This window comes from Hydrogenophaga sp., assembly GCF_030651625.1.
Lineage (GTDB): Bacteria > Pseudomonadota > Gammaproteobacteria > Burkholderiales > Burkholderiaceae_C > Hydrogenophaga.
The window spans coordinates 41,533-64,306 of record NZ_JAUSCF010000002.1 but is presented as its reverse complement, the minus strand read 5'-3'; the positions used below and the strand labels follow the sequence as shown (position 1 = coordinate 64,306).

16 protein-coding genes and 1 pseudogene are annotated in these 22,774 nt (G+C 63.6%); 3 read left to right on the top strand and 14 right to left on the bottom strand.

All coding sequences use genetic code 11. The annotated features are described in order from the left end of the window. Positions 1–10: 10 nt before the first annotated feature. The 10 genes and pseudogenes from Q7V46_RS00635 to nirB all read right to left on the bottom strand — a co-directional run bounded on the left by Q7V46_RS00635 (position 11) and on the right by nirB (position 13,390). Positions 11–1,084, bottom strand: a complete 1,074-nt coding sequence (locus tag Q7V46_RS00635) for a dienelactone hydrolase (protein WP_304911562.1) — start codon at positions 1,082–1,084, stop codon at positions 11–13. Between the two features lie 110 nt (positions 1,085–1,194). After that, positions 1,195–2,280 carry an AraC family transcriptional regulator gene (locus tag Q7V46_RS00630; protein WP_304911561.1) on the bottom strand — a complete coding sequence of 362 codons (1,086 nt, stop codon included), beginning with the start codon at positions 2,278–2,280 and terminating at the stop codon, positions 1,195–1,197. A gap of 96 nt (positions 2,281–2,376) precedes the next feature. Next, a complete protein-coding gene (gene rpsU, locus Q7V46_RS00625) occupies positions 2,377–2,589 on the bottom strand; it encodes a 30S ribosomal protein S21 (RefSeq protein WP_056273869.1) in 213 nt (70 codons plus the stop codon). A gap of 190 nt (positions 2,590–2,779) precedes the next feature. Then, positions 2,780–3,988, bottom strand: coding sequence for an NAD(P)/FAD-dependent oxidoreductase (locus tag Q7V46_RS00620; RefSeq protein ID WP_304911560.1), 1,209 nt, complete (start codon positions 3,986–3,988; stop codon positions 2,780–2,782). Positions 3,989–4,225: 237 nt separating this feature from the next. Beyond that, positions 4,226–5,353: a sterol desaturase family protein gene (locus tag Q7V46_RS00615; protein WP_304911559.1), complete on the bottom strand. Its 1,128-nt coding sequence runs from the start codon at positions 5,351–5,353 to the stop codon at positions 4,226–4,228. Positions 5,354–5,585: 232 nt separating this feature from the next. Continuing rightward, positions 5,586–6,377, bottom strand: a complete 792-nt coding sequence (gene cobA, locus Q7V46_RS00610; protein WP_304911558.1) for a uroporphyrinogen-III C-methyltransferase — start codon at positions 6,375–6,377, stop codon at positions 5,586–5,588. After that, positions 6,355–7,287 carry a DNA-binding protein YbiB gene (gene ybiB, locus Q7V46_RS00605; protein WP_304911557.1) on the bottom strand — a complete coding sequence of 311 codons (933 nt, stop codon included), beginning with the start codon at positions 7,285–7,287 and terminating at the stop codon, positions 6,355–6,357. Before ybiB ends, cobA begins: the two co-directional genes overlap by 23 nt. Positions 7,288–7,357: 70 nt before the next feature. Further along, positions 7,358–10,333 carry a nitrate reductase gene (locus Q7V46_RS00600; protein ID WP_304911556.1) on the bottom strand — a complete coding sequence of 992 codons (2,976 nt, stop codon included), beginning with the start codon at positions 10,331–10,333 and terminating at the stop codon, positions 7,358–7,360. A 187-nt stretch (positions 10,334–10,520) separates the two neighbouring features. Next, a pseudogene (gene nirD, locus Q7V46_RS00595) lies at positions 10,521–10,898 on the bottom strand (nitrite reductase small subunit NirD); the annotation flags it as partial. After that, positions 10,895–13,390: a nitrite reductase large subunit NirB gene (gene nirB / locus Q7V46_RS00590; protein WP_304911555.1), complete on the bottom strand. Its 2,496-nt coding sequence runs from the start codon at positions 13,388–13,390 to the stop codon at positions 10,895–10,897. The pseudogene nirD and the gene nirB, both read right to left, overlap by 4 nt. 1,031 nt (positions 13,391–14,421) lie before the next feature. On the opposite strand from nirB, the gene Q7V46_RS00585 reads away from it, so the two are divergent. Beyond that, the gene (locus tag Q7V46_RS00585) at positions 14,422–15,051 is read left to right on the top strand and encodes a serine O-acetyltransferase (RefSeq protein WP_304911554.1); all 630 of its coding nucleotides are present in this window, start codon (positions 14,422–14,424) and stop codon (positions 15,049–15,051) included. 47 nt (positions 15,052–15,098) lie between these two features. Here Q7V46_RS00585 and Q7V46_RS00580 read toward each other — a convergent pair whose 3' ends face one another. From Q7V46_RS00580 to Q7V46_RS00565, 4 genes are all read right to left on the bottom strand, one after another. Next, positions 15,099–15,902 (bottom strand): ABC transporter ATP-binding protein, encoded by an 804-nt coding sequence (locus tag Q7V46_RS00580; protein ID WP_304911553.1) that lies wholly within the window; start codon positions 15,900–15,902, stop codon positions 15,099–15,101. Between the two features lie 16 nt (positions 15,903–15,918). Then, positions 15,919–16,869 (bottom strand): nitrate ABC transporter permease, encoded by a 951-nt coding sequence (gene ntrB, locus Q7V46_RS00575; RefSeq protein WP_304911552.1) that lies wholly within the window; start codon positions 16,867–16,869, stop codon positions 15,919–15,921. Between the two features lie 153 nt (positions 16,870–17,022). Beyond that, positions 17,023–18,306 carry a CmpA/NrtA family ABC transporter substrate-binding protein gene (locus Q7V46_RS00570; RefSeq protein WP_304911551.1) on the bottom strand — a complete coding sequence of 428 codons (1,284 nt, stop codon included), beginning with the start codon at positions 18,304–18,306 and terminating at the stop codon, positions 17,023–17,025. Positions 18,307–18,677: 371 nt separating this feature from the next. Continuing rightward, entirely contained in the window at positions 18,678–19,949 is a 1,272-nt protein-coding gene (locus Q7V46_RS00565) for a nitrate regulatory protein (protein ID WP_304911550.1), read from the bottom strand. 96 nt (positions 19,950–20,045) lie between these two features. Between Q7V46_RS00565 and tsaD the strand changes: the two genes are divergently transcribed. Further along, positions 20,046–21,134: a tRNA (adenosine(37)-N6)-threonylcarbamoyltransferase complex transferase subunit TsaD gene (gene tsaD, locus Q7V46_RS00560; protein WP_304911549.1), complete on the top strand. Its 1,089-nt coding sequence runs from the start codon at positions 20,046–20,048 to the stop codon at positions 21,132–21,134. A gap of 220 nt (positions 21,135–21,354) precedes the next feature. Then, complete coding sequence (locus Q7V46_RS00555) at positions 21,355–22,518, top strand: branched-chain amino acid ABC transporter substrate-binding protein (RefSeq protein WP_304911548.1); 1,164 nt, start codon at positions 21,355–21,357, stop codon at positions 22,516–22,518. Positions 22,519–22,774: the final 256 nt, after the last annotated feature.

The following is a 22,774-nucleotide window of genomic DNA, read 5'->3' as shown; positions in this document are numbered from 1 at the left end:
GACACGGGCTTCAAGGCAGCAGGTGGCGTTGAAAGAAGGCCACGATGCGGGCGTCTACCTGCGGAAGTTCGTGCTCGCGATCGAAACCCGACGGATCGCTGAGCAGATCGCCCAACGGGTTGTTCCCCAGCGGTGGCAGGGGAGAAAGCATGGCACTGTGTCCAGCGTCCGGCAGCGTGCCCAGGTCTTCGCAGGGAACGCATGCCTGTGCCACCCGCAGACCGTGGAATCGGGGTTTCAGCCAGCGATCCTGCAAGGCGTTCACCAGGCCCAGCGGCACACGCGGTTGCTGGAGGGAATCGGGGTCGAAGTCGGCAGCGAACGGCACCGCTGCCACAATGGCACCGATGCGCGGGTCGTGATCTTCGCGCAGACGTTCATCGCTGGCAAAACGCCACTGGATCACCCGGCGCACGCCCCAACGCTTGAGCCCATCAAGCCCATTGCCCTTCAAGGAGACGTAAAGGCCTGAGCAGGCTGCGAAGTCTTCGTCGAGGTGCTCGTTGCAATGGCGCTCAAACCGCGCCGGCGACCACCGGCCACCGGCCAGGCTCAGCGCCGTGTGCCCACCGGCGGACCCTCCGTACAGCCCCACCCGCCTGGCGTCCAGACCGCCCCAGCGGCCGTCGGCCAGCACCGCGTCGATCGCTTGGCGCACTTCGTCGGGTCTAAGCGACCAGCTGTTGGGGCCCGGGTCGCTGCTGTCGCCGCTGTGATCGCGATGGTGTTGGGGAAAGGCCACCACGAAACCGGCCGCCACCAGTCGGCGCGCCAGGTCCAGGTGCACCCAGGGGCCGCCACCCGATCCGTGCGAGATCACCACCAGTCGGCCGTTACCTTGAGCTGGCGGGCCATCTTGTGCCAAAGGTGTGTGCATCCAGCCGGTGCGAATGGGTTGCTCGGGCGCGTCGCTGGGGTAGAGCACGGTCACCGGGCTGGCGTCCGTGGCGAGCCGGGTGAAGCCGGTGCCGGCCACAGCCTGGCTCAGACCCAGTGCCAGGGCGCAGGCGGTCAAGCCGTGTGTGAACCGGTGCAGATTGAAACGGTGACAGTGAATGCGTTGAAAAAGATGCGGGCGAAGCATGATCCGGGTTTCCTTGCAGTGGCGAAGGCCACCGGCGAGGCAGAGGATCGCCATGCAAGGTCGGCGCGTCTCGCCGAAAGCTGAAAGCAACCGTTGGCGGCCAGCCGATTTCAGGAATCGGCCAGTCGCTGACTGCGGAATTCCGTGGGCGTGCAACCCGTGGCGGCTTTGAAGGCGCGGTTGAATGGCCCTATGGACTGAAAGCCCACGGCCATGGCGATGGCCAGCACCGGTTCCTTGCGCCGGACGGGGTCGGTCAACATGGTCTGCGCTTCTGCAATGCGGTGGCTGTTGAGAAAGCTCGTGAAGTGGCCGTGGCCCAGGCGCTCCCGGATCACGCGGCGCAAGCGGTATTCCGGGCAGTTCAACCGGTCGGCCAGCGCGGCGATGTTCAGATCGCCTTCGCGGTAAATGTGGTCTATGTGCATGGCGCGGTGCAGGCGCTGCGCCACCAGCTCGTCGTCGGCATCAGGTGGGGGCTCTGGGGCGCGTTGCGGCGCTGATCCCCGCTCAGGGGGTGTTGGTTGGGCAAACCAGACAAGAGCGGGAGACAGTGTCAGCATGTGCCGGGCCACCAGCGTCAGTACAGCGGCCATCAGGGCGGTGTCCGTCAGCGCCCAGGCGCCTGTGAGTTCGCCACGGGGTTGGCCCAGCCGCATGGTGAGTTGCAGCAGCGAGTAGCCGGCGCCCGCAGCAATGATGAGGGGGCGCAACTGGCGCCGCAGTTCCACCAGATCGCCTCGCCAGTGGCGCGCTGCGGCCCATACCGCACCTGCTGCACAGACCAGGGGCAGCACGCGCTGCACGGCCGCTGCTGCGATGGCCCAGGACTCGGTGCGTCCCTCGCAGCCCAGCAGCACGTTGAAGACGCCCAGCGCAAAGGCGCCCACCCAGGCGACCAGCAGGCCCGGGCCGGGGCGGAAATCGGCATCGAACATCGCCAGCGAAAGGCCCCAGAACAGCACCGCATTGGCCACCGACACACCCACCAGGACGGCCAGCACAGGCAGTGGCATCCTGGCGGCCAGGTCCGGGCTTGCGGCCAGGGTCTGCAAGACCAGGCACAGGAGCAACACCACGGCCAGGCGGGGCGCCGGGTCCTTGGGCCGTTGGCGCCAGAGCAGCACGGCCAACAGCCCGGCCAGGGCCATGACGGCACCCCGCAGCAGGTGGTCGGTCAAGGCGAGGATATCCATGGCAGCTCCAACCCACTCCTGTCACAAGGGTGTAAAAGCACAACAAAAAGCCCGCTGCGGCGTCCCGAGCGGGCTTTTTGTTGGTCTGAGCAATGATCAGTACAGCTTCTTGGGCAACTGCATCGAGCGCACACGCTTGTAGTGGCGCTTGACGGCGGCTGCTTTCTTGCGCTTGCGCTCGGCGGTGGGCTTTTCGTAGAACTCGCGGGCGCGCAGATCGGTCAGCAGGCCGAGTTTTTCGATGGTGCGCTTGAAGCGGCGCAGGGCGACGTCGAAGGGTTCGTTGTCTTTTACACGGATGGTCGTCATTGGCGAAAGTGATCCAGATTGCGCGGAAAGAGGATGACCAGGAAGATCGGGCCCGGGCGTCATTTCCGCAAAAAGTCCCGTCGTTAACTAGTATTGGCAGACGGGTATTTGCCAGCAAAGCCTTGGATTATAGCCCTTCGGCAGCCTTCGGCAAGGGGTTGCGCGGCCGAAACTGGGGCAAAAAGAGGGCCTATGCAGCGATCGCCTGCGCACAGGCATGTGCACTGGCCCATGCCCACTGGAAGTTGTAGCCGCCCAGCCAGCCGGTCACATCCACCACCTCGCCAATGAAATACAGCCCGGGCTGCCTGGATTCCATGGTCTGGGAAGAAAGGTCGCGCGTGTCCACGCCGCCCAGGGTGACCTCTGCCTTTTTGTAGCCTTCGCTGCCGGTGGGGGTGATTTCCCACTGTGACAAGCGCTCGGTCAGCCGTGCCAGGGCTTTGTCTGTGGTTTCGGCCACCGGGCGTTGCCAGTCGGCGTCTTGCTGCACCCAGGCGTCGGCCAGGCGGCTGGGCACCAGGTGGGCCAGCTCGTTGGCGAGCAGCTTGCGCGACGTGGCCTTGGCGCGCGCCAGGGCTTCGGGCAGGTTCACTTCGGGTGCCAGGTTCAGGCGGATCGGTGTGCCGTCGCGCCAGTAGCTGGAAATCTGCAGGATGGCCGGACCTGAGAGACCTCGGTGGGTAAAGAGCAGGTCTTCGAGGAAGGCCATGCGTTGTTTCTTGGCCCCTGTCTCAATCTGAACCGGCAGGGCAAGTCCAGCCAAGTCTGCATAGGGTGCCCACGCATCGCCGTCAAAGGTGAGCGGCACCAGACCGGGGCGGGGCTCAACCAGCCGCAATCCGAACTGTCTGGCGATGCGGTAGCCGAAGTCGGTGGCGCCGATCTTGGGGATGGACAGGCCGCCAGTGGCAATCACCACAGCACGGCTGGTCACGGTGCCGCGGTCGGTGTCGATCTCGTAGATCGCATCGCCGTTGACACGCACGGCCTTGATCGCGCAGGGCTGCCAGCGCTGCACGCCACCGGCTTCGCATTCGCGCAGCAGCATCTGGATCAGGTCTTCCGCCGAGCGGTCGCAGAAGAGCTGGCCCTTGTGCTTTTCGTGGAAGGCGATGCCGTGCTTTTGCACCAGTTCAATGAAATCGGCCGGTGTGTAACGTGAGAGGGCCGAGCGGCAGAAGTTGGGGTTTTCGCTCAGAAAGTGCTTGTGCGGCTGTCGCACGTCGATGTCTCGGTTGGTGAAATTGGCGCGCCCGCCGCCGGAAATGCGCACCTTCTCGGCCACTTTGTCACTGTGGTCGATCACCAGCACCTTCAATCCCCGCTGCCCGGCCACGCCCGCGCAGAACAGACCGGCCGCGCCGGCCCCCACGATCACCACATCAAATGCTTGCATGGGCGGCAGTGTAGGGCCTGCGCACAGGTGCCAAAGTCAGCGGTCGCCGCCCAGCGCCTGTCGCCATCATCGACCGAGCCCGATACCGTTGTGCTGGATGGAACTGAGTTGTTATTCCGTGCATCCGCTTCCTGAAGCACCCGCACGACCATCAAATTCATGCTGCTCTGCCTGGGAGATGAAGCACAGGAGACCTGCCCGCAGGGCCTGGGACCTCATCCCGTGAAATGAATGGGGTCATCCTTTCCAGGTGAATGGAAACTTCATCTGTTTCCAGAAGCCGTCAGGCACGTAGTCGCCCAGCACGCCGTATTGCTCAGGCCAGGCTTTGTCGCTTTTCACGGCGGTGCCAAACAGGTGGTCCAGAAACGCGAAGTGCGCAGCGTAGTTCTTGTCGAGCGCTTCCTTGTCCTGGCTGTGGTGCCAATGGTGGAAGTTGGGTGTGACGATGAGGTAGCGCAGCGGGCCCAGGCGCACGCTCACGTTGGCGTGGTTGAACACCGCCTGGAAGCCCACGATGATGATGTAGGCGTCGATCACTTCCTTGGAGAAACCCAACAGGAAGATGGGAGCCAGCACCAGGGTGCGGGTGATGAGGATCTCGATCAGGTGCTGGCGCGAGCCGGCCATCCAGTCCATGTGCTTGGCGCTGTGGTGCACGGCGTGAAGGCGCCAGAGAACAGGCACCTCGTGGTAGGCGCGGTGGGTCCAGTACTGCACCAGGTCGGCCACCAGCACGATGAGTGGAAGGCCCGCCCAGAACGGCAACGCGCCGAACCAGCCGCGTATGCCGTCGTCGGCCGCCCATCCAAACAGGCGGTGCACCAGCAGGTTGGTGGCCAGCAGCATGAAGCCGATGACCATGTGGTTGACGACGAAGTGTTGAAAGTCGGTCTGCCATTCGGGGCGAAACACCGGCTGGTCTTTGCGCAGGGCGAACAGCTTTTCAATGAAGATGAAGATCAGCGCCGAGCCCAGCAGATCGAGGATGAACCAGTCCAGTCCGATGTAGGGCGTGTGGTCAGGGAAGTTCGGGTCGACCTCTACCTGATGCCCTCCCAGCAGGGCCGACAGCAATACCAGCGCGAAGGCCGCACCCGCCAGCCAGGGCGCACGGCGGAACACCAGGTTCACCAGACTGAGCGCGCCGGCCAGCACCAACGACCAGAACAGCAACTGGCGCATCAGGGTCACGTCGTAGCTGCGGCGCAGTTCGGGTGTGGTGAGGTACTGCGGAAAGTGAAAAGCCAGCACACCCAGAAAGCACAGGATGGCGAGCGACAACGCGATCACGCCCGTGACCATGCCGCGCCCGGGCGGCAAAGCGCCATGACTGCGCGTCAGGTCGACCAGTTTTTCGATCATGGCGAACTCTCCGCAAAGCTTGGGCAGGCGCGAACCTCTCGGCCTTTCCAAGCGCGCAGTGTAACGGGCGGATGTGGCCGTGCATGGGGCGCCGCTAAGCGCGGCGAGGTGTACCCAAGCCTTTCCGGAGTGAAGTGTCCCAGTCCAGAGATACTGTGGAACCGGCTTTGCCGGGCCACTGGTATCGCCCCCTTGAAGGGGGTCGCGCGAAGCGCGGCGGGGGTGAGCCAATTCAAGCGGCGCGGGCGCGCGCAGCGGGCTGCGCCAGCGCCGCCACACCGCTGACCACATCACCCACCACAATCACGGCAGGGCTGCCTAGTTGCTCGTGCTCGATGGTGGTGCGCAACTCGCCCAGCGTGGTCACTGCGTGGCGCTGATTCGGCAGGGTGGCGTGCTGGATGATGGCCAACGGTGTGCTGGCGGGCAGACCGGTCAACAGATCGGCTTGTATTTGCGTTGCGCTGGAAACACCCATGTAGATCACCAGCGTGAGCTTGGCGTCGCGTGCGGTGGCGGCCAGGGCTTTCCAGTCCGTGCCGGTGTCGCCAGGCTTGGCATGGCCGGTGACGAAGACCACGCCGTGGGCGTGTTCGCGGTGGGTGAGCGGCACGCCGAGCGAGGTGAGGCCGGCAAGGCCGGCCGTGATGCCGTTGATCACCTTGACCTCGATGCCCGCTTCGCGCAGGTGCTCCACTTCTTCGCCGCCGCGCCCGAAGATGAATGGATCGCCCCCTTTGAGCCGTACCACCACCTCGCCTTCGCGCGAGGCCATGATCATGAGCTTCTCGATGAAGGCCTGTGGCGTGCTCTTGCATCCGCCGCGCTTGCCAACGTACACGATGCGTACCTTGGGGGATGCATGGGCCAGCACACCATCGCTGACCAGATCATCGACCAGCAGCACGGTGGCCGCCGCGATGGCCTTGGCGGCCTTGATGGTGAGCAACTCCGGATCACCGGGGCCCGCGCCCACGAGCGCCACGGAGCCGGGCAGGTATTCAGAGGGCGGTGGCGTGGACATTGGAATCATGGTGGTAAAGCTCCTGCAAGATGTGTTCCAGTTGCAGGGCGATGGGTAAAGGTACCGGGCGCTCGCCATTCATCACGGCTCGGATGTAGTCAGCCGTGGTGTGGGCGTCGACCTCACGGGGCAGGTCGGGCACGGTGGCCAGGGTGCCGCCCTGGGCGGCTTGCAGCAGGTGGCGCTCGCCATTGCGGAAGGCTTCCATCTGCGGCGTGCGGCGCGCATCGGCCACCGGTTCGCCTTCGGTGCCGCGCAGCAGCATGGCGTGCGTGCCGGTGAGGGCGAAGGTGGCTGCCATGGAACTGGCGTATTCGGGGTGGGTGTAGCTGCCCACAATGAAGGCCTGACCCTGGCAGGGGTTCATGAGTTTGACCAGGCTGTGGGCCGGATTGCGCAGGCCCACCGCTCGGCGCACGTCGAGCAGACGCTTGAGACCGGGGCTCAGCACCTCGGTGGGCGCGTAAACGATCTGGCCGGCACCCAGCGCGACGGGTCCAGTTGCCGGGTGGATGCCCAGCGCCGCGAACACGCTGGCGCTGACCACGCGTTTGTCTTCGGTGGCCGTGCCGTGCACCAACACCGCAGCACCGCGCCGCGCCAAAAGCAGCGCCAGCAGGGGCGTGAGCACCGGCAGCTTGCGGGCGCCGTTGTAGCTGGGCAGCACCACGGTGGTCAGCCTGTTGTCGGGCAGGCGATGCAGGCGCTGGTGCGTGGCATCGAGAAAACCCGCCATTTCTTCGGCCGTTTCGCCCTTGATGCGCATGGCCAGGCAGAAGCCGCCCACTTCCAGGTCGGTCACCGTGCCGTCGAGCACCTGGCCCATCAGGTCAGCGGCCTGCTCACACGTGAGCGAACGCGCGCCGTCCTTGCCGCGACCGATTTCCTTGATGTACTGACTGATGCCCATGGCGCGCAATTGTCGGGGAGTTCAGATGACTTCAGGTTATATGCCGATTGACTGGAAGGCGCTCAACTTCTCAAGCCACTCGGAGGGCCTTAGGTATGGCGCGTACCAGGCGACGCAATTCCGGAATGCACGACCCGCAGCTGGTGCCGCACCGCAGACGGCCTTGCAGCAACGCAAGGCGCTCGTTGTCGGTACCACCGCAGGACGGTAGTTGGGCAGTGATGTGGTCTTCGGTCACGTTGAAACAGGTGCAAACCTGTTTGCCACGCGCCACCACCGCCACCGGTGCCTTGGCACCGGGCATCAGCAACAGGCGCCCGTAGGCTTCTGCTGGCAGTTCGTCTTGCAAGAGCGGGCGAATCCAGGCTTCAGCCCGGGTGTCGCCCGCCAATACGAACGCTTCCAGCCGGGTGGCATCACCGGTGCGCACCAGTCGTGCGGTGCGGCGCTGGCCCAGGCGGCGGTCGACGTAGCGCAAGGCGTCTGCTGTCTGGAGGCCCAGTAAAGCCTCCACTTGTTCCACCACGGCGGCATCGGGGGCGTCGTGGGCTGCTGCGCGAAACAGCACGCCGGTGCGGTCGCGCCCGAAGGGCACGCAGGTGGCGAATTCAAATGTGGGCATCAGGGCGCGCAGTGATGTTTGAGCAGCCAGCGCCCGGTCGGTCGGCAGCCAGGCCATGGCCAGCAAGGACCACGGCAATTCGGCCTTGAGCACCTTGACCGCTGCGTGTTTCAGTTCGGGCTGCTTGGATGTGGGGCAGCAGGCCGAAGTGGTGAGCGCGTTCACACCGGCCAGCACGCCACCGTTGCTGCTGCGCCCGCTCAGGTATTCGGGGCCCCAGTGCATGGCAATGAAGGCTTGCGACAGACCGATGCTGGTTGATCCCTGCAGCGGCAGCACGATGGAGCCGCGCTTGCTGGTCACATGCACCAGATCGGCGTCTTTCAGGCCACGGCGCTCCATGTCTTGCGGGTGCATTTGAATCGCGGGTTCGGAAACATGACCGAACAGGCGGCCGAGCGTGCCGGTGCGCGTCATGCCGTGCCACTGATCACGCAGGCGCCCAGTGGTCAGCGAGAAAGGAAAGCGCGACTCGCGCGGTTCGGCCACGGGTTTCCAAGGCAGGGCAGCGAAGCGGGCTTTGCCGTCGGCGGTGGGAAAGTTGCCGTCTTCATACAGGCGGGCCTTGCCGTGTGCTTCGCCCTCGCGCAATGGCCACTGTTGCGGGCCTTGCGTTTCCAGCATGTCGTAAGAGAGGCCGGTGATGTCGAGGTCACGGTTTCGGGTGGATTCTCGGTGTTCGAGCCAGATGGATTCGGGGTTGTCGTAGGGGAAAAGCGTGCCGTGTTCTTGGCTGGGGCTGCTTTCGGTTTGGTCCAGGTCAGCCTCCGTTAAGGCTGAGCCCCCCTCCGTTTGGGCTGAGCCACCCCCCGTTCGGGCTGAGCTTGTCGAAGCCTTCACCAGCACCGCGTGGGCGAGCCCTTCGACAGGCTCAGGGCGAACGGTGGGGGAGAGCTCGGTGCGAGCTGCGAGCAAGCGTTCCAGCCGCTGCGCAAAATCCACCACGATCTGCCAGTCGTGGCGGGTCTCGCCGGGCGCGGGCACGGCGGCGCGGGCGCGGCTGATGCGGCGTTCGCTGTTGGTGACCGTGCCTTCTTTTTCACCCCAGGTGGTGGCGGGCAGCAGCAGGTCGGCGAAGTCGCAGGTGGTGGCGGTGGCAAAGGCTTCCTGTACCACCACGAACTCGGCGCGCTCCAGCGCGCGGCGCACGGTGGCTTGGTCGGGCATGGACTGCGCCGGGTTGGTGCACGCGATCCACAGGGCCTTGATCTCGCCGTCGGCGGCGGCCTGGAACATCTCGACCGCCGTCTTGCCCGGCTTGTCGGGCACCGAGGGCACACCCCAGAACGCGGCTATCTCACTGCGGTGCGCGGGGTTGGCCAGGTCGCGGTGGGCGCTCATGAGGTTGGCCAGGCCGCCTACTTCGCGGCCACCCATGGCATTGGGCTGGCCTGTGAGCGAGAAGGGACCAGCGCCAGGTTTGCCGATCTGGCCGGTGGCCAGGTGCAGGTTGATGAGCGTGGCGTTCTTGGCCGTGCCGCTGCTGCTCTGGTTCAGGCCCTGGCAGTACAGGCTAAGCGTGGGCTTGCGTTCTGCGGATCCCTGGCCGTCCAGGCCTGCGAACCATCTTGCGGCGATGAGCAGGTCTTCCTTGCGGATGCCGCACACATCGGACACCCGGTCGGGCGTGCAGTCCCTCACCAGTGTCTTGAGTTCGTCGAAACCGCTGGTGTGGGCCGCGATGTAGGCAGGGTCGGACCAGCCTTCCCACAGCATGATGTGCAGCAGGCCGTGAAACAGCATCACGTCGCTGCCGGGCTGGATCTGCAGGAACAGATCGGCGAGTTCGGCGGTGTCGGTGCGCCGCGGGTCGGCCACGATGACCTTCACGCGGGGGTTGCGTTGCCGCGCTTCTTCAATGCGGCGGAACAGCACCGGATGGGCAAAGGCGGCGTTGCTGCCGACGATGAACAGGCACTGGGCGTGGTTCACGTCGTCGTAGCACGCCGGTGGTGCGTCGGCACCCAGCGTGAGCTTGTAGCCCGCCACCGCGCTGCTCATGCACAGGCGGGAATTGGTGTCGACGTTGTTGGTGCCGATGAGCCCTTTGGCCAGCTTGTTGAAGACGTAGTAGTCCTCGGTAAGCAACTGGCCGCTGATGTAGAAGCCCACGGCGTTGGGCCCGTGTTCGCAGATCACGCTGTAGAAGCGGTCTGCAGCCAGGGACATGGCGCTGTCCCAGTCGGTGCGCAGTGCAGGGCCGCCGCGGGCGGTGCGCAGCATGGGGTGCAGCAGCCGGGCCTGTGCGGTCACGGCAGGCGAGGCGGTGAAGTGCAGCGTCTGGCCCTTGCTGCACAGCTTGCCGAAGTTGGCCGGATGGTCCGGGTCGCCCTGCACACCGGTGATCTGATCGCCCTGGCTCTCGATGAGCACGCCGCAGCCCACGCCGCAGTAGGGGCAGGTGGATCGGGTGATGGCTTTCACACCCTCTCCCTCTGGGAGCGGGTGGGGGTTGGGGCCGCTTCCGGAGAAGAATGGCACGGCGCCGGCCCTCACCCTAGCCCGCTCCCAGAGGGAGAGGGGATGAGACGCGGCGATCCGGCGCCGGGCCGCCCCAAGCCGGATCAGCCCCCTCGGGGGGCAGCGACCCGCGCAGCGGTGGAGCGTGGGGGCCACGCCTCGCGGGGCCAGCGATCGGGCGGGTCAGGTCCGTCGCCTGGGTGGTGAGTTCGTTCGCGTCCAGGAACACCTGGCCGTCTTCCACCTTTACCGCGAACTTGGGCGTGCAGCCTTCGTCGGGTGCCGAAGCCTGCCCGTCGCACAGACCGATGGTCCAGTTGTGCAGCGGGCAAGCCACGCTGGTGCCGAACACGATGCCCTGGCTCAGCGGGCCACCCTTGTGCGGGCAGCGGTCCAGCAGGGCAAAGACTTCGTTGCGGTCGTTGCGGAACACGGCCACGTCCAGCCCCTGTTTGCGGGCCACGCGACGCGAGCCGAGCACGGGGATTTCCTGCACTTGGCAGATGAGGGTCCAGTCGCGGGCGCTCATGCCGCACTCCCTTCGGTGATCATGGGTTGGATGGGAATGAACTGGCGCGTGTCCACCGCCGCTTTGTCGAATTCGAACCATGGGTCGGGCTCGCCGTCGAGGGTGAACTGCAGTTGCTCCCACAGCGCCTTGCGGCCTTCGGCGTCGTCCAGAATCTTCTTTTTCACGTAGTCCAGGCCCACGCGGTTGATGTAGTGCACCGTGCGCTCCAGGTACCAGCCTTCCAGGCGGTAAAGCTGCATGAAGGCGCCGGTGTATTCCATGACTTCTTCGGCGGTTTTGAGCTTGGCGAAGAAGTGCGCCACCTCGGTTTTGATGCCACCGTTGCCGCCCACGTACATCTCCCAGCCACTGTCCACGCCGATGATGCCCACGTCTTTGATGCCGGCCTCGGCACAGTTGCGCGGGCAACCGCTGACGGCGAACTTCACCTTGTGCGGCGCGTACATGCGCCACATGGCGCGCTCCAGGTCCTTGCCCATTTGTGTGCTGTCTTGTGTGCCCATGCGGCACCACTCGCTGCCCACGCAGGTCTTCACCGTGCGCAGCGCCTTGGCGTAGGCGTGGCCGCTGGGCATGCCGATGTCTTTCCACACGTTGACCAGGTCTTCCTTCTTCACGCCCAGCAAATCGATGCGCTGGCCGCCCGTGACCTTGACGGTGGGGATGTTGTACTTGTCCACCGCGTCGGCGATGCGGCGCAGCTCGTCGGCCGTGGTCTCGCCGCCCCACATGCGCGGGATCACGCTGTAGGTGCCATCTTTCTGGATGTTGGCGTGCGCACGTTCGTTGATGTAGCGGCTTTGCGGATCGTCCCGGGCTTCCTTGGGCCAGGTGCTGATGAGGTAGTAGTTGACCGCCGGGCGGCAGCTTGCGCAGCCGTTGGGTGTTTTCCATCCCAGCTGGGCGAACACCTGGGCCGTGGTGAGCAGCTTGCTGCCATCGGGCAAAGGGGTGCGGATGGCTTCGCGCACGGCGGCGTGGCCGTGTTCGGTGCAGCCGCACATGGCTTTCAGCTTGGGTGTGGCTGAATAGTCGCCACCGGCGGTGAACATCAGGATCTGTTCCACCAAGCCGGTGCACGAGCCGCAGGAAGCGCTGGCCTTGGTGTGCTTGCGCACCTCTTCCAGCGTGAACAGGCCCTTGTCCTTGATGGTCTTGCAGATGCTGCCCTTGGTCACGCCATTGCAACCACAGACTTCATCGCTGTCTGCCATGGCGGCGGCCTTGCTGTGGCCCTGGTGGCCCACGTCACCGATGTTGCTTTCGCCGAACATCAGCTTGTCGCGGATGTCGCTCAGCGCGCGACCTTCGCGCAGCAGCTTGAAGTACCAGCTGCCGTCCACCGTGTCGCCATACAGGCAGGCACCCACGAGCTTGTCGTCCTTGATAACCAGTTTTTTGTAGACACCGCCGAAGGGGTCGCTCATCACGATCTCTTCGGTGCCGTCGCCACCCATGAAGTTGCCAGCAGAAAACAGGTCGATGCCGGTGACCTTGAGCTTGGTGGAGGTGAGCGAGCCGGTGTAGCGTCCGATGCCGAATTCGGCCAGATGGGTGGCCAGCACTTTGCCCTGTTCAAACAAGGGCGCCACCAGGCCGTAGGCAATGCCACGGTGTGCCGCGCACTCGCCCACGGCATAAATGCGCGGGTCGGTCACGGTCTGCAGGGTGTCGCTCACCACGATGCCCTTGTTCACATGCAGGCGCATGCTTTCTGCCAGCGCGGTGTTGGGGCGAATGCCCACTGCCATCACCAGCAGATCGGCCGGTACTTCGCTGCCATCCTTGAAACGGATGGCTTTCACTCGGCCACTCTTGCCATCTTGCTCATCGCCCACCAGTTCCTGCGTCTGGGCGCCAATCAAGAACTTCATGCCGCGCTCTTCCAGCGAAGCCTGCAGCATCTTGCCGGCCACGTCGTCGAGCTGGCGCTCCATCAGCCAGGGCGCCACATGCACCACGCTCACGCTCATGCCGCGCTTCATCAGTCCGTTGGCCGCCTCCAGCCCCAGCAAGCCGCCGCCAATCACCACCGCGTGCTTGTAGGTGGTGGCCGCGTCGATCATGGCCTGCGTGTCGGCAATGTCGCGGTAGGCGAGCACGCCCTTGAGGTCTTTGCCGGGAATGGGCAGGATGAACGGATTGGAGCCGGTGGCCATGATCAGGCGGTCGTACTCGGCCGAGACCTGCTGGCCATATGGGCCCACGGCGTGAACCATGCGCTTGATGCGATCCACCTCAGTGACCTTGAACCCGGCGTGCAAGGTGACACCGTTGTCGGTGTACCAGGACCAGTCGTTGAGCACGATCTCGTCCAGCGTCTGTTCGCCCGCCAGCACAGGCGAGAGCAGGATGCGGTTGTAGTTGGGGTGGGGCTCGGCGCCGAAGACGGTGATGTCGTACAGGTCCGGGGCGATCTTGAGCAGTTCCTCAAGTGTGCGTACGCCAGCCATGCCGTTGCCGACCATCACGAGTTTTGCTTTTCCCATAGCGGGCGTTCCATTCAAAAAGGTGCTTTGGAGTCGGGCAGTGCGCGCCATTGCGCGCGGGCACGTCTGAACAAGGCATTGAGTAGGGATCACGATCTGGTCGACTGAACAGTCGACGCCAGGCAGGCTTCATTGCCGTCTGGCTCAGCCGCGCACGTCGTTGTGCGCGTAATCCTCGACGCTTGGGCGAGGTAGGCGCTTCGTTGCGCCCGGTGAGCATCAAGCAATAGGCATGCCATCCAATTTCATGGTGGTGACGCGTCGATCGCCGTCGGGTCCATCCCTGGTTGTGTCTTGGCAGGTTGTTCATCAGTGCGAAGCACGGGCCTTGCAGGGTGCATGGCGTTCTTGTCACGAATGGTTGAGCGTCTGTCGGCTTTGGCAGGTGACGAAAGAGCCACTGAACGGACGCAGCCTGCTGGTGCCAAGCGTGGTGCGTGATGCACCAAATCTGGTGATGTGGCTCACCAGACCGGGTCACGGCGGGATGCACCAAGTTGCTGGAGACCACAGCCCGCTCACGATCGTGCGCCTCTGGCGCAAATGGTTTGCTGCGGGCGTGCTGAAGGGTCACGCGACCCGTCGGCGGATGCGGTTGTTGGGGAGCGAGTACCGGTCTGGGCCTTGCACGTGATACCTTCGAAAGGCAGTCAGATTCAGTCTGTCCTGCGCTTGCCGGCCTCACTGTCACTAAACGGCCCGCCTTTGAGTGCAGTATCTTCAAAGCAACGCGTCGTTATCTATGTGCGGTGGCGCACTGAGATGAGGCCAGCCAAACGAGACAATCTTGGCTTGACGCCGAAGACGCTCGCGCCACGTCATCTGGCGAAACCCCCAATGCCTGTGTTGTTCGGTGCCCAACCGATGCTTCGGGGGTATTGCCTTGGGTTTGCTGCGAAAAACCGTTGCGATCCGGCAATACCCGGTGAGCGGGGCTGCATGGCGGACAGGCATGACCGCCCCGCTTTTTTTGGTGAACCATTTTTCGAATAGACCTTTTCTGACCCGAGCATTGACTTCGCGAATCCACCATGTTTGAACACATCCGCGCTGACTACCACGCCCACGGTCGAAGCTTGGGCGCTCAGGGTCTGTGGGTCATGACGGTTTACCGTTTTGGTCGCTGGCGCCATGGCATTCGTCCAAGATGGGTGCGCATGCCGTTTTCGTTTGTCTACAAGGTGCTTTACAAGACCGTTCAGGTGCTCACCGGCATCGAGTTGCCTTGTGAAGTCACAGTAGGGAAAAACTTTGTCATCGATCACTTCGGCGGCATCGTGATCAGCGGTTATGCAAAGTTTGGCGACAACTGCCGCATTCGAACGGGTGTGGTGGTGGGGCTGGCGCGTGTCGACGATCCTTGTGCGCCGACCTTCGGTGACAACGTGGACATTGGTGCCGGCGCCAAGGTGCTGGGGAGAATCACCATCGGCGACAACGTGGCCATCGGGGCCAATTCGGTGGTGACACGCAGTGTCCCGTCCGACTCGATTGCCGTTGGCGTGCCTGCCAAAGTCAAACAACGCAGTCGTCTGCATGTGTTGCCGGAGGCAGGTGATATCGATCTCTCAGAGCCTTTGGAAGGTCCCCCGACCGACCTGGAGATCATCGGCGCTGAAGGTGGATCCGAGCGCCCCTCGAAGCGGGCCATCAGCGCCTGAAGCGACGCTGTCTGGACTTGTTCGCCGGCAGGGCGGCCAGCCATCGCTCAGGCGACCTTCTCCACGTGTGCCTGGCGCGTGTAGAGAAAGTCGATCACCGACTTTCGGCAACGCTGGTATTGCGGATCGTCTGCGAGCGCCACGCGATGACGAGGCCGCGGCAGATCGACCGACAGAACCTCACCAATCGTGGCGGCCGGGCCGTTGGTCAGCATCACGATCCTGTCGGACAGCAACACGGCCTCATCCACGTCGTGCGTCACCATCACCACCGTGCTGTGCGTGCGTGCCACGATTTCCAGCAATTCGTCCTGAAGTTTGGCGCGTGTCAATGCATCGAGGGCGCCGAAGGGTTCGTCCATCAGCAGCACCTTGGGCTCCATGCACAGCGCGCGCGCAATACCCACGCGCTGTTTCATGCCACCCGAGATCTCACCAGGCCGTTTGTTCGCAGCCGGCGTGAGGCCCACCAGCGCCAGGGCCTCTTCCGTGCGCGCCTTGAGCTGCACCTTGCTTTCCTTGGCGCCGAACACCCGCTCCACCGCGAGGTAGATGTTTTCAAAGCAGGTCAGCCAGGGCAGCAGAGAGTGGTTCTGGAACACCACCGCGCGCTCCGGGCCCGGGCCAGCGATTTCCTTGTCGGCGCAGAGCAGCACGCCACTGGTGGGCATGGTCAGACCGGCAATCAGGTTCAGCAGCGTGGACTTGCCACATCCCGAGTGGCCGATCAGCGTGACGAACTCTCCCTTGGATACCGTGAGGTCGATGTCGCGCAGGGCCGGGAAATTGCCCTTTTTGGTCTTGAACGTCTGTTCGACGCCCTGGATGTCGATGTACTTGCTTGCTTGCATGGGGAACTCCTGAGCCTCAGCTCTTGACTTCTTCAAAGGTGAACAGCGTGGCCAGTTTGATCAGGCCGAATTCGAGCAGCAGACCCACGATGCCGATCACGAAGATCGCGATGATGATGCTGGCCACATTGAGGTTGTTCCACTCGTCCCAGATCCAGAAACCGATGCCCACGCCACCGGTCAGCATCTCGGCGGCCACGATCACCAGCCACGCCGTGCCCACGGCCAGGCGCACACCGGTCAGCAGATAGGGCAGCACCGCAGGGAACAGGATCTTGGTGAAGATCTTCCACTCGCTCAGGTTGAGCACGCGCGCCACGTTCATGTAGTCCTGCGGCACGCGCTGCACGCCCACCGCGGTGTTGATGATCATGGGCCAGATGGAGCAGATGAAGATGGTCCAGATGGCGGCCGGGTTGGCACCTTTGAACACCAGCAGGCCAATGGGCAGCCAGGCGAGTGGCGACACCGGGCGCAGCAAGCTGATGAGAGGATTGAACATCCGACTCAGGAAGGTGAAACGTCCGATCATGAAACCCGCCGGAATGCCCACCATCGCCGCCAGGCCGAAACCGATGGCCACGCGCTGCAGCGACATGAGCACGTTCCAGCCCACGCCCTGGTCATTGGGCCCCACCTGGTAGAACGGGTCGGCAAACACCTCGAGTGCCTGCTTCCAGGTTTCCAGAGGCGTGGGGATGCCGCTCTCTCCGGTACCGGCCACGAGTGCCCACACAATCACGAGAAACGCCAGTCCCAGCAGGGGCGGCAGCACGGCGGTCCAGAGGAAACTGAAGTCCCAGCTCCGAGCGCGTGAGACGCTGGCCGAGAGGGTGGTGGACGGTGTTGAAGCTGTGGAAGACATGGCAGTTGAAGGCGGATACGGCGCCACCGGGTCGGCGCTACGAGGGGAAGCCTTGGGGGACGAAACCCCTTCCAGCGGTGAATGAAAAACAGCGCTGACCATCGTGATGTCCTTTCAGTGCAAAGCGGCGAGAGAGGTGTCTTCAGTCCAGTAACGCCGCGGATCCGGCTCTGCCAGTCCGCCAGCGTTGCCCCCTCGAGGGGGTGACGCACCGAAGGTGCGGCGCGAGGGTGGGTCAATCTTTGCGGGAGTGGGTCACGCTTTTATCTTGAATCCGTCGGCGTATTTGGCCGGGTCCTTGCCATCCCACACCACGCCGTCGATGAACTTGGCGCTGCGCATGTCGGACTTGGGGAGCGGTGTCTTGCTGGCAGACGCTGCTTCCTTGTAGATGTCGATGCGATTGACCGCTTTGGCCACGGCCAGATAATCTGGGTGGCTCTTGAGCAGGCCCCAGCGCTTGTGCTGTGTCAGGAACCACATGCCGTCCGACAGATAGGGGAAGTTGGCTGATCCGTCGTTGTAGAACTTCATGTGATCAGGATCGTCCCAGGTCCTGCCCAGGCCGTTCTGGTAGCGGCCCAGGATGCGCTGGTTGATCGCATCCACACTGGTGTTCACATACGAGCGCTGTGCAATGGTCTCAGCCATCTTCAGCTTGTTTTGCAGGCCGGCGTCAATCCATTTGCCGGCCTCCAGGATGGCGGCCGTCACGGCCCGTGCGGTATTCGGATTTTTCTGCACGAACTCCGCCGAAGTGCCCAGCACCTTTTCGGGATGGTCCTTCCAGATGTCCTGCGTGGTATTGGCGGTGATGCCGATGCCGTCCATGATGGCGCGGTGGTTCCATGGTTCGCCGACACAGAAGCCGTCCATGTTGCCCACGCGCATGTTGGCCACCATCTGCGGCGGTGGCACCACGATGGCGCGCGCATCCTTCATGGGGTCGATGCCTGCGGCAGCCAGCCAGTAGTACAGCCACATGGCGTGTGTGCCGGTGGGAAAAGTCTGGGCAAAGGTGTACTCACGCTTTTCAGCCGCCATCAGCTTGGCGAGCGACGGACCGTCCACAGCGCCTTTTTCTGCCAGCTTTTTCGAGAGAGTGATGGCTTGGCCATTCTGCTGCAGGTTCATCAGGATGGCCATGTCCTTCCTGGGGCCGGCGGTGCCCAGCTGAAGTCCATAAATCAGTCCGTACAGCACATGGGCGAAGTCCAGTTCGCCGTTGACCAGCTTGTCGCGCACACCGGCCCAGCTGGCCTCTTTGGTCGGCACGATCTTCACGCCGTACTTCTTGTCGATGCCCAGCTCGGCTGCCATTACCACGCTGGCGCAGTCGGTCAGCGGAATGAAGCCGATCTTCACCTCGACCTTCTCGGGCGCGTCCGAACCCGCTGCCCAGACGCCGTGATGGCCCAACGTGGAGAACAGCGCGGCCGTGCCGACAGCGCTGCCCTTGATCAGGAAATCCCGGCGCGACGCTGCAGACGTCTCTTGAACGGGGGCGGCGGTTTTTGTGGAAGCGGTTTCTGCTGTCATGGACAAACTCCTGGCTGATGAACAATTCGAAACCCCAAACAAAAACGGCGCCCATTTCCTGGCCTGCGCTGCAAGCTGGAAATGGACGCCGTTGTCCGTGTCTGGGGAGACTTCGGAAAGAGCGCCGCCATTGGCGTCCTTCCGTTTGCATCAACTTAAGCAGGGAGCGTGCCAGACCGATCTGTTGGCGGCATGCCGATGTTCAGTTGTTTGATTTTGAAAGAGAAAATGCCAGTTGAGCAGCCGGTTGGGCACCGTTCCCGGTGCGCAGGTCCAGCCCGGCGCGTGCCTTGTCTGGCGTCAGTTTGGTGCGACGGTGTCGTCAGGCACAGTTGTTGTGCGCCGCAGCATCCGGGGTGCACCCATGGCGCTCAACGGGGGCCTTCGGGCAGCACATCGGCCATGGCCAGCACCGCGTCAGCCACTTCGATCAGGCGCCGATTTTGATTCATGGCCATCTGTCGCATCATCTTGTGGGCGGCTTCTTCGTTCAATTTGCGGTGTGCCATGAGCAGACCCTTGGCCCGTTCGATCACCTTGCGCTCGTTCAGACTCGCGCGCACCGTGTCCAGTTCGTCGCCCATGGTCTGCAACCGCTGTGCCTGTTCCTGGACCAGTTCAAGGATTGAGCGCTCCAGTTGCAGGCCAAACCCCTGGGTCGCCATGCCCAGACCGGGTGTGCCCGGCGCCGGGGCAGCGTCTTCGAAGAACGACATGGCATCGGTTGCGGACGGCGGTGCGGCGCTCAACGCGTTGTAGGCCGCCAGATCGGCGTTGGCTGCGGCCACCTTGTCGTGACACACCCGCAGCAGATCGTCAGCCACCCGCTCCTCCACCGCCTTCATGCTGTCCATGCGCCGGCTGCAGCAGTCGAACCAGATCTGACTCAAGCCAGCGTCGAGGGTGGTGCCATGACTGGCGGTGCACAGAATGCGGCGCATCCGCTCCAGTTCGGCCAGCGTGGCGCTTTCCTGGCTTTGCTTCCAGAGAGTTTCCACATCGGCCCCGGCGAACTCCACAAACACCTGCAGGCAGCGCTCCTGTGATTCGATCAGATGCAGCAGTCGCTGCTGTTCGCCGGCATCGGCACGCCCCTTGACAAACAGCGCGGAACCCACGGCGCGCTCCTGCCCTGCAAACTCTTTGCCCTGCATGAAGTTGAACAGCGCCACCAGCAGGCGAGACACTTTGGGGTCGGTGGCGCTGTCGGCGGCCTCGAACACCACCGCGAGCAGGCCTGTCACCAGTCGCGCATAGGCATCAGTGGCCTGGCGGGACGTCCAGCCCAGGGTCCTGACGCAATCCCGCAAGCCGGGCAGAGCGTCCAGCCCGTGCAGCACATAGGCAATGCGGCTGTACAGGCGCGCCCCATTGCCAGTCAGGGTGGCGCTGGTGTCCATGCGGTCCAGGCAGCCACGCAACTCGGCTTCAATCTGCTGGCATTCACCGATCTGTTTTGACAGGACCTCTGTGAAGCGTGCACCCTGGGACCCCAGCACCAGATTGGACAATCCTCTCTCGCGCTGCAAGCCATGCACCAGTCGTCCGGTCACGTTCACCAGCGCACTGGTGCGCGTCAGCTGTTGCAGCTCATCGATTTCGCAGCGTTTGGCAGCGACCAGGAAGTGAAGACCCGATTTCATGTGGAAAGGCGTGTTGGGGAGAGTGGGTGTGAACCATGCAGCAACAAGCATGCCGCACGCCCGGTGCGTGATTGTGCCGCCCCGTACACTCCCGTCATGCGAATCCTTGGCATCGAATCTTCCTGTGACGAAACCGGCGTGGCCCTGGTCGATGCGAGTGGAAATGGCACGCCCCGCCTGCTGGGGCATGCGCTGCACAGCCAGATCGAGATGCACCAGGCCTACGGTGGTGTGGTGCCTGAGCTCGCCAGCCGAGATCACATCCGGCGCGTGCTGCCGCTGACCGATGCCGTGCTCGTACAGGCCGGGCTCTCACTGGCAGACGTGGACGCTGTGGCCCACACCCGGGGCCCTGGCCTGGCGGGCGCGCTGCTGGTGGGGTCCGGCGTGGCCTGCGCACTGGGTTTTGCGCTGGGCAAGCCGGTGCTGGGTGTGCACCACCTCGAAGGGCATCTGTTGTCTCCTTTTCTCAGTGCAGACCCACCCGAGTTTCCTTTTGTGGCGCTGCTGGTGTCCGGTGGCCACACGCAACTCATGCGCGTGGATGGGGTGGGGCGGTACGAGCTTCTGGGCGAGACCATCGACGATGCTGCGGGCGAAGCGTTCGACAAGTCGGCCAAATTGCTGGGCCTGGGCTACCCTGGCGGGCCCGCGCTGGCGCGCCTGTCGCTGGAGGGCAGCGACATCGCATTCCGTTTTCCACGCCCTCTGTTGCACAGCGGCGACCTGGATTTTTCCTTTGCGGGCCTGAAGACCGCCGTGCTCACGCAGGTCAAGCGCCTGGTGCATGCACATCCCGATGGACCCGCCACCACCCACCTGGCCGACCCACTGACGCACCAGCAGCGTGCCGACGTGGCCGCCAGTGTGCAGGCGGCGATCGTCGATGTGCTGGTGAAAAAATCGCTGGCGGCGATCGACGCCACTGGACTGAAGCGGCTGGTGGTGGCTGGGGGCGTTGGCGCCAACACGTGCTTGCGCGAACAACTCGATGCTGCCTGCCATCGGCGTCGGGTGCGCGTGCATTATCCCGAACTCCACTTGTGCACGGACAACGGCGCCATGATTGCGCTGGCGGCAGGCATGCGCTGGCAGGTGGGATTGAGTGAGGCTCAACGGGCGGATCAGCCCTACGCTTTCGACGTCAGGCCGCGCTGGAGCCTGGCGGAGCTGGCGGGTCGCTGACCCTCGGCAATGCGCGAGATCCCGAACGCAGGGAATGAAGACCTGCGGTCGTGCTACTGAATCATTAATTGCGCTAATCACGGCATTGAGGTGAGAAACCGCACGGTGGCATGGCCACCCTCGCCATTAAGCTCCGCTGGCCTTTAAGCCTGCGAGCGTCTGTTCACGCTTCAATTGCAACGGACGTTCGAGATTCCTTCGCATCTCAGGAGCCCCCTTGATGAAAGCTGTCATTGATCGCCGCTGTATTTCCCGCCACCTGCTGGCTTCTGCGTTGCTTGCGGTGGGGCTGCTCACCGGTTGCGGTTCAGGCGTCCCGGACACCATCAAAATCGGTGTCGCTCAGCCACTGAGTGGCTCTCTGGCCGACCTGGGCCAGGATCTGCTCAATGGCGTCACGCTGGCGGTGGAAGAACTCAACAAGCAGGGATTCAAGGTCGACGGCAAGCCTGTGACGCTTGAAGTGGTGGCGTTAGATGACAAGGCCGACCCTGCCACCGGAAAAGCCGTGGCCCAGCAACTGGTCGATGCCGGCGTGGTCGCGGTGATCGCCAACCTGAATTCAGGCGTCAGCATCGAAGCCGCTCCGGTTTATGCGGCGGCCAACGTTGCACAGATCGCCATTTCGACCAATCCGCGCTACACCGAACTCGGGTTTGAAACCACGCTGCGCATGGTGGCCAACGACAACCTGCAGGCCAGGGCCATGGGCGCGTACGCGGCTGGCCTAGAAGGCGCCAGCCGTTACGCAGTGGTTGACGAAGGCACCACCTACGGCATAGGCCTCGCTGAAGGCGCGGCCAAACGATTGAAAGAGCTGAACAAGGATGTCACCGTGCGCCAGTCGTTCGATGGCTCCACGGTGGCGTTCGACGAGTTCGCGGCCCAGTTGAAAGCGGACAAGACCAACGTGGTGGTGTCCATGCTCAACGACTTCCAGGCCATTGCATTGCTGGAGGCCCTGGTCAAAGTGGGCCACACCGATGTGCATCTGGTTGGTGGCGACACGATCAAAACCACCACCATGACAAAGGCCTCAGGTCTGATCAACCAGATCTCAGCGACCTCACCCGTGCTCAACGCGGTGGAGTTTGGTGCCGGTCCGAAGTTTGTGGCCAGCTACCAGGACCGCTTCAAACAGCCTGTTGCATATGGCGCTCACTACAGCTACGACAGCACCTATGTGCTGACGGGTGCCATTCGCGCGTCCAAGTCGGCCGATCGAAAGAAGGTGCTGGCAGCGTTGCGCAGCCTTGAAGGCTACGCACCTGTGACCGGAACCATGCGCTGGGATGCCAGGGGCGAGCAGAGCTTTGGTGCCGTTGGCATCTACCAGTTGCGCGCTGGCGAATGGAAGCTCAGGAGCCGTTCAGCCAACTGGTGATGGAATTTCGACTGGCCCCTTCGTTCTGCATGCGCCATGGAAACGCATGCCCGCCGACCGTCATGCCCTGTCTGCGGCACCTCCGTGCCGAAGGTATTCCAGTCTGGGATGATCGCGGTACCGCACATTGCTGCCCACTGAGATCGGGCACACCTGCGGCCGATGCGCTACGCGACCCACTACACTACGCGCCCGTGTCTCCCATGTGACACATTGGGAAACCAGGGTGCGTCGCCCAGCGGGCGGGCGCGATCAT

What these genes read in the sequence shown, in the direction of transcription:
- Q7V46_RS00635 (WP_304911562.1), bottom strand. Translation starts at nt 1,084, where the DNA reads ATGCTTCGCCCGCATCTTTTTCAACGCATTCACTGTCACCGTTTCAAT.
- Q7V46_RS00620 (WP_304911560.1), bottom strand. Translation starts at nt 3,988, where the DNA reads ATGCAAGCATTTGATGTGGTGATCGTGGGGGCCGGCGCGGCCGGTCTG.
- Q7V46_RS00580 (WP_304911553.1), bottom strand. Translation starts at nt 15,902, where the DNA reads ATGCAAGCAAGCAAGTACATCGACATCCAGGGCGTCGAACAGACGTTC.
- Q7V46_RS00630 (WP_304911561.1), bottom strand. Translation starts at nt 2,280, where the DNA reads ATGGATATCCTCGCCTTGACCGACCACCTGCTGCGGGGTGCCGTCATG.
- Q7V46_RS00555 (WP_304911548.1), top strand. Translation starts at nt 21,355, where the DNA reads ATGAAAGCTGTCATTGATCGCCGCTGTATTTCCCGCCACCTGCTGGCT.
- Q7V46_RS00585 (WP_304911554.1), top strand. Translation starts at nt 14,422, where the DNA reads ATGTTTGAACACATCCGCGCTGACTACCACGCCCACGGTCGAAGCTTG.
- rpsU (WP_056273869.1), bottom strand. Translation starts at nt 2,589, where the DNA reads ATGACGACCATCCGTGTAAAAGACAACGAACCCTTCGACGTCGCCCTG.
- Q7V46_RS00615 (WP_304911559.1), bottom strand. Translation starts at nt 5,353, where the DNA reads ATGATCGAAAAACTGGTCGACCTGACGCGCAGTCATGGCGCTTTGCCG.
- Q7V46_RS00565 (WP_304911550.1), bottom strand. Translation starts at nt 19,949, where the DNA reads ATGAAATCGGGTCTTCACTTCCTGGTCGCTGCCAAACGCTGCGAAATC.
- ntrB (WP_304911552.1), bottom strand. Translation starts at nt 16,869, where the DNA reads ATGGTCAGCGCTGTTTTTCATTCACCGCTGGAAGGGGTTTCGTCCCCC.
- nirB (WP_304911555.1), bottom strand. Translation starts at nt 13,390, where the DNA reads ATGGGAAAAGCAAAACTCGTGATGGTCGGCAACGGCATGGCTGGCGTA.
- ybiB (WP_304911557.1), bottom strand. Translation starts at nt 7,287, where the DNA reads ATGGGCATCAGTCAGTACATCAAGGAAATCGGTCGCGGCAAGGACGGC.
- Q7V46_RS00570 (WP_304911551.1), bottom strand. Translation starts at nt 18,306, where the DNA reads ATGACAGCAGAAACCGCTTCCACAAAAACCGCCGCCCCCGTTCAAGAG.
- tsaD (WP_304911549.1), top strand. Translation starts at nt 20,046, where the DNA reads ATGCGAATCCTTGGCATCGAATCTTCCTGTGACGAAACCGGCGTGGCC.
- cobA (WP_304911558.1), bottom strand. Translation starts at nt 6,377, where the DNA reads ATGTCCACGCCACCGCCCTCTGAATACCTGCCCGGCTCCGTGGCGCTC.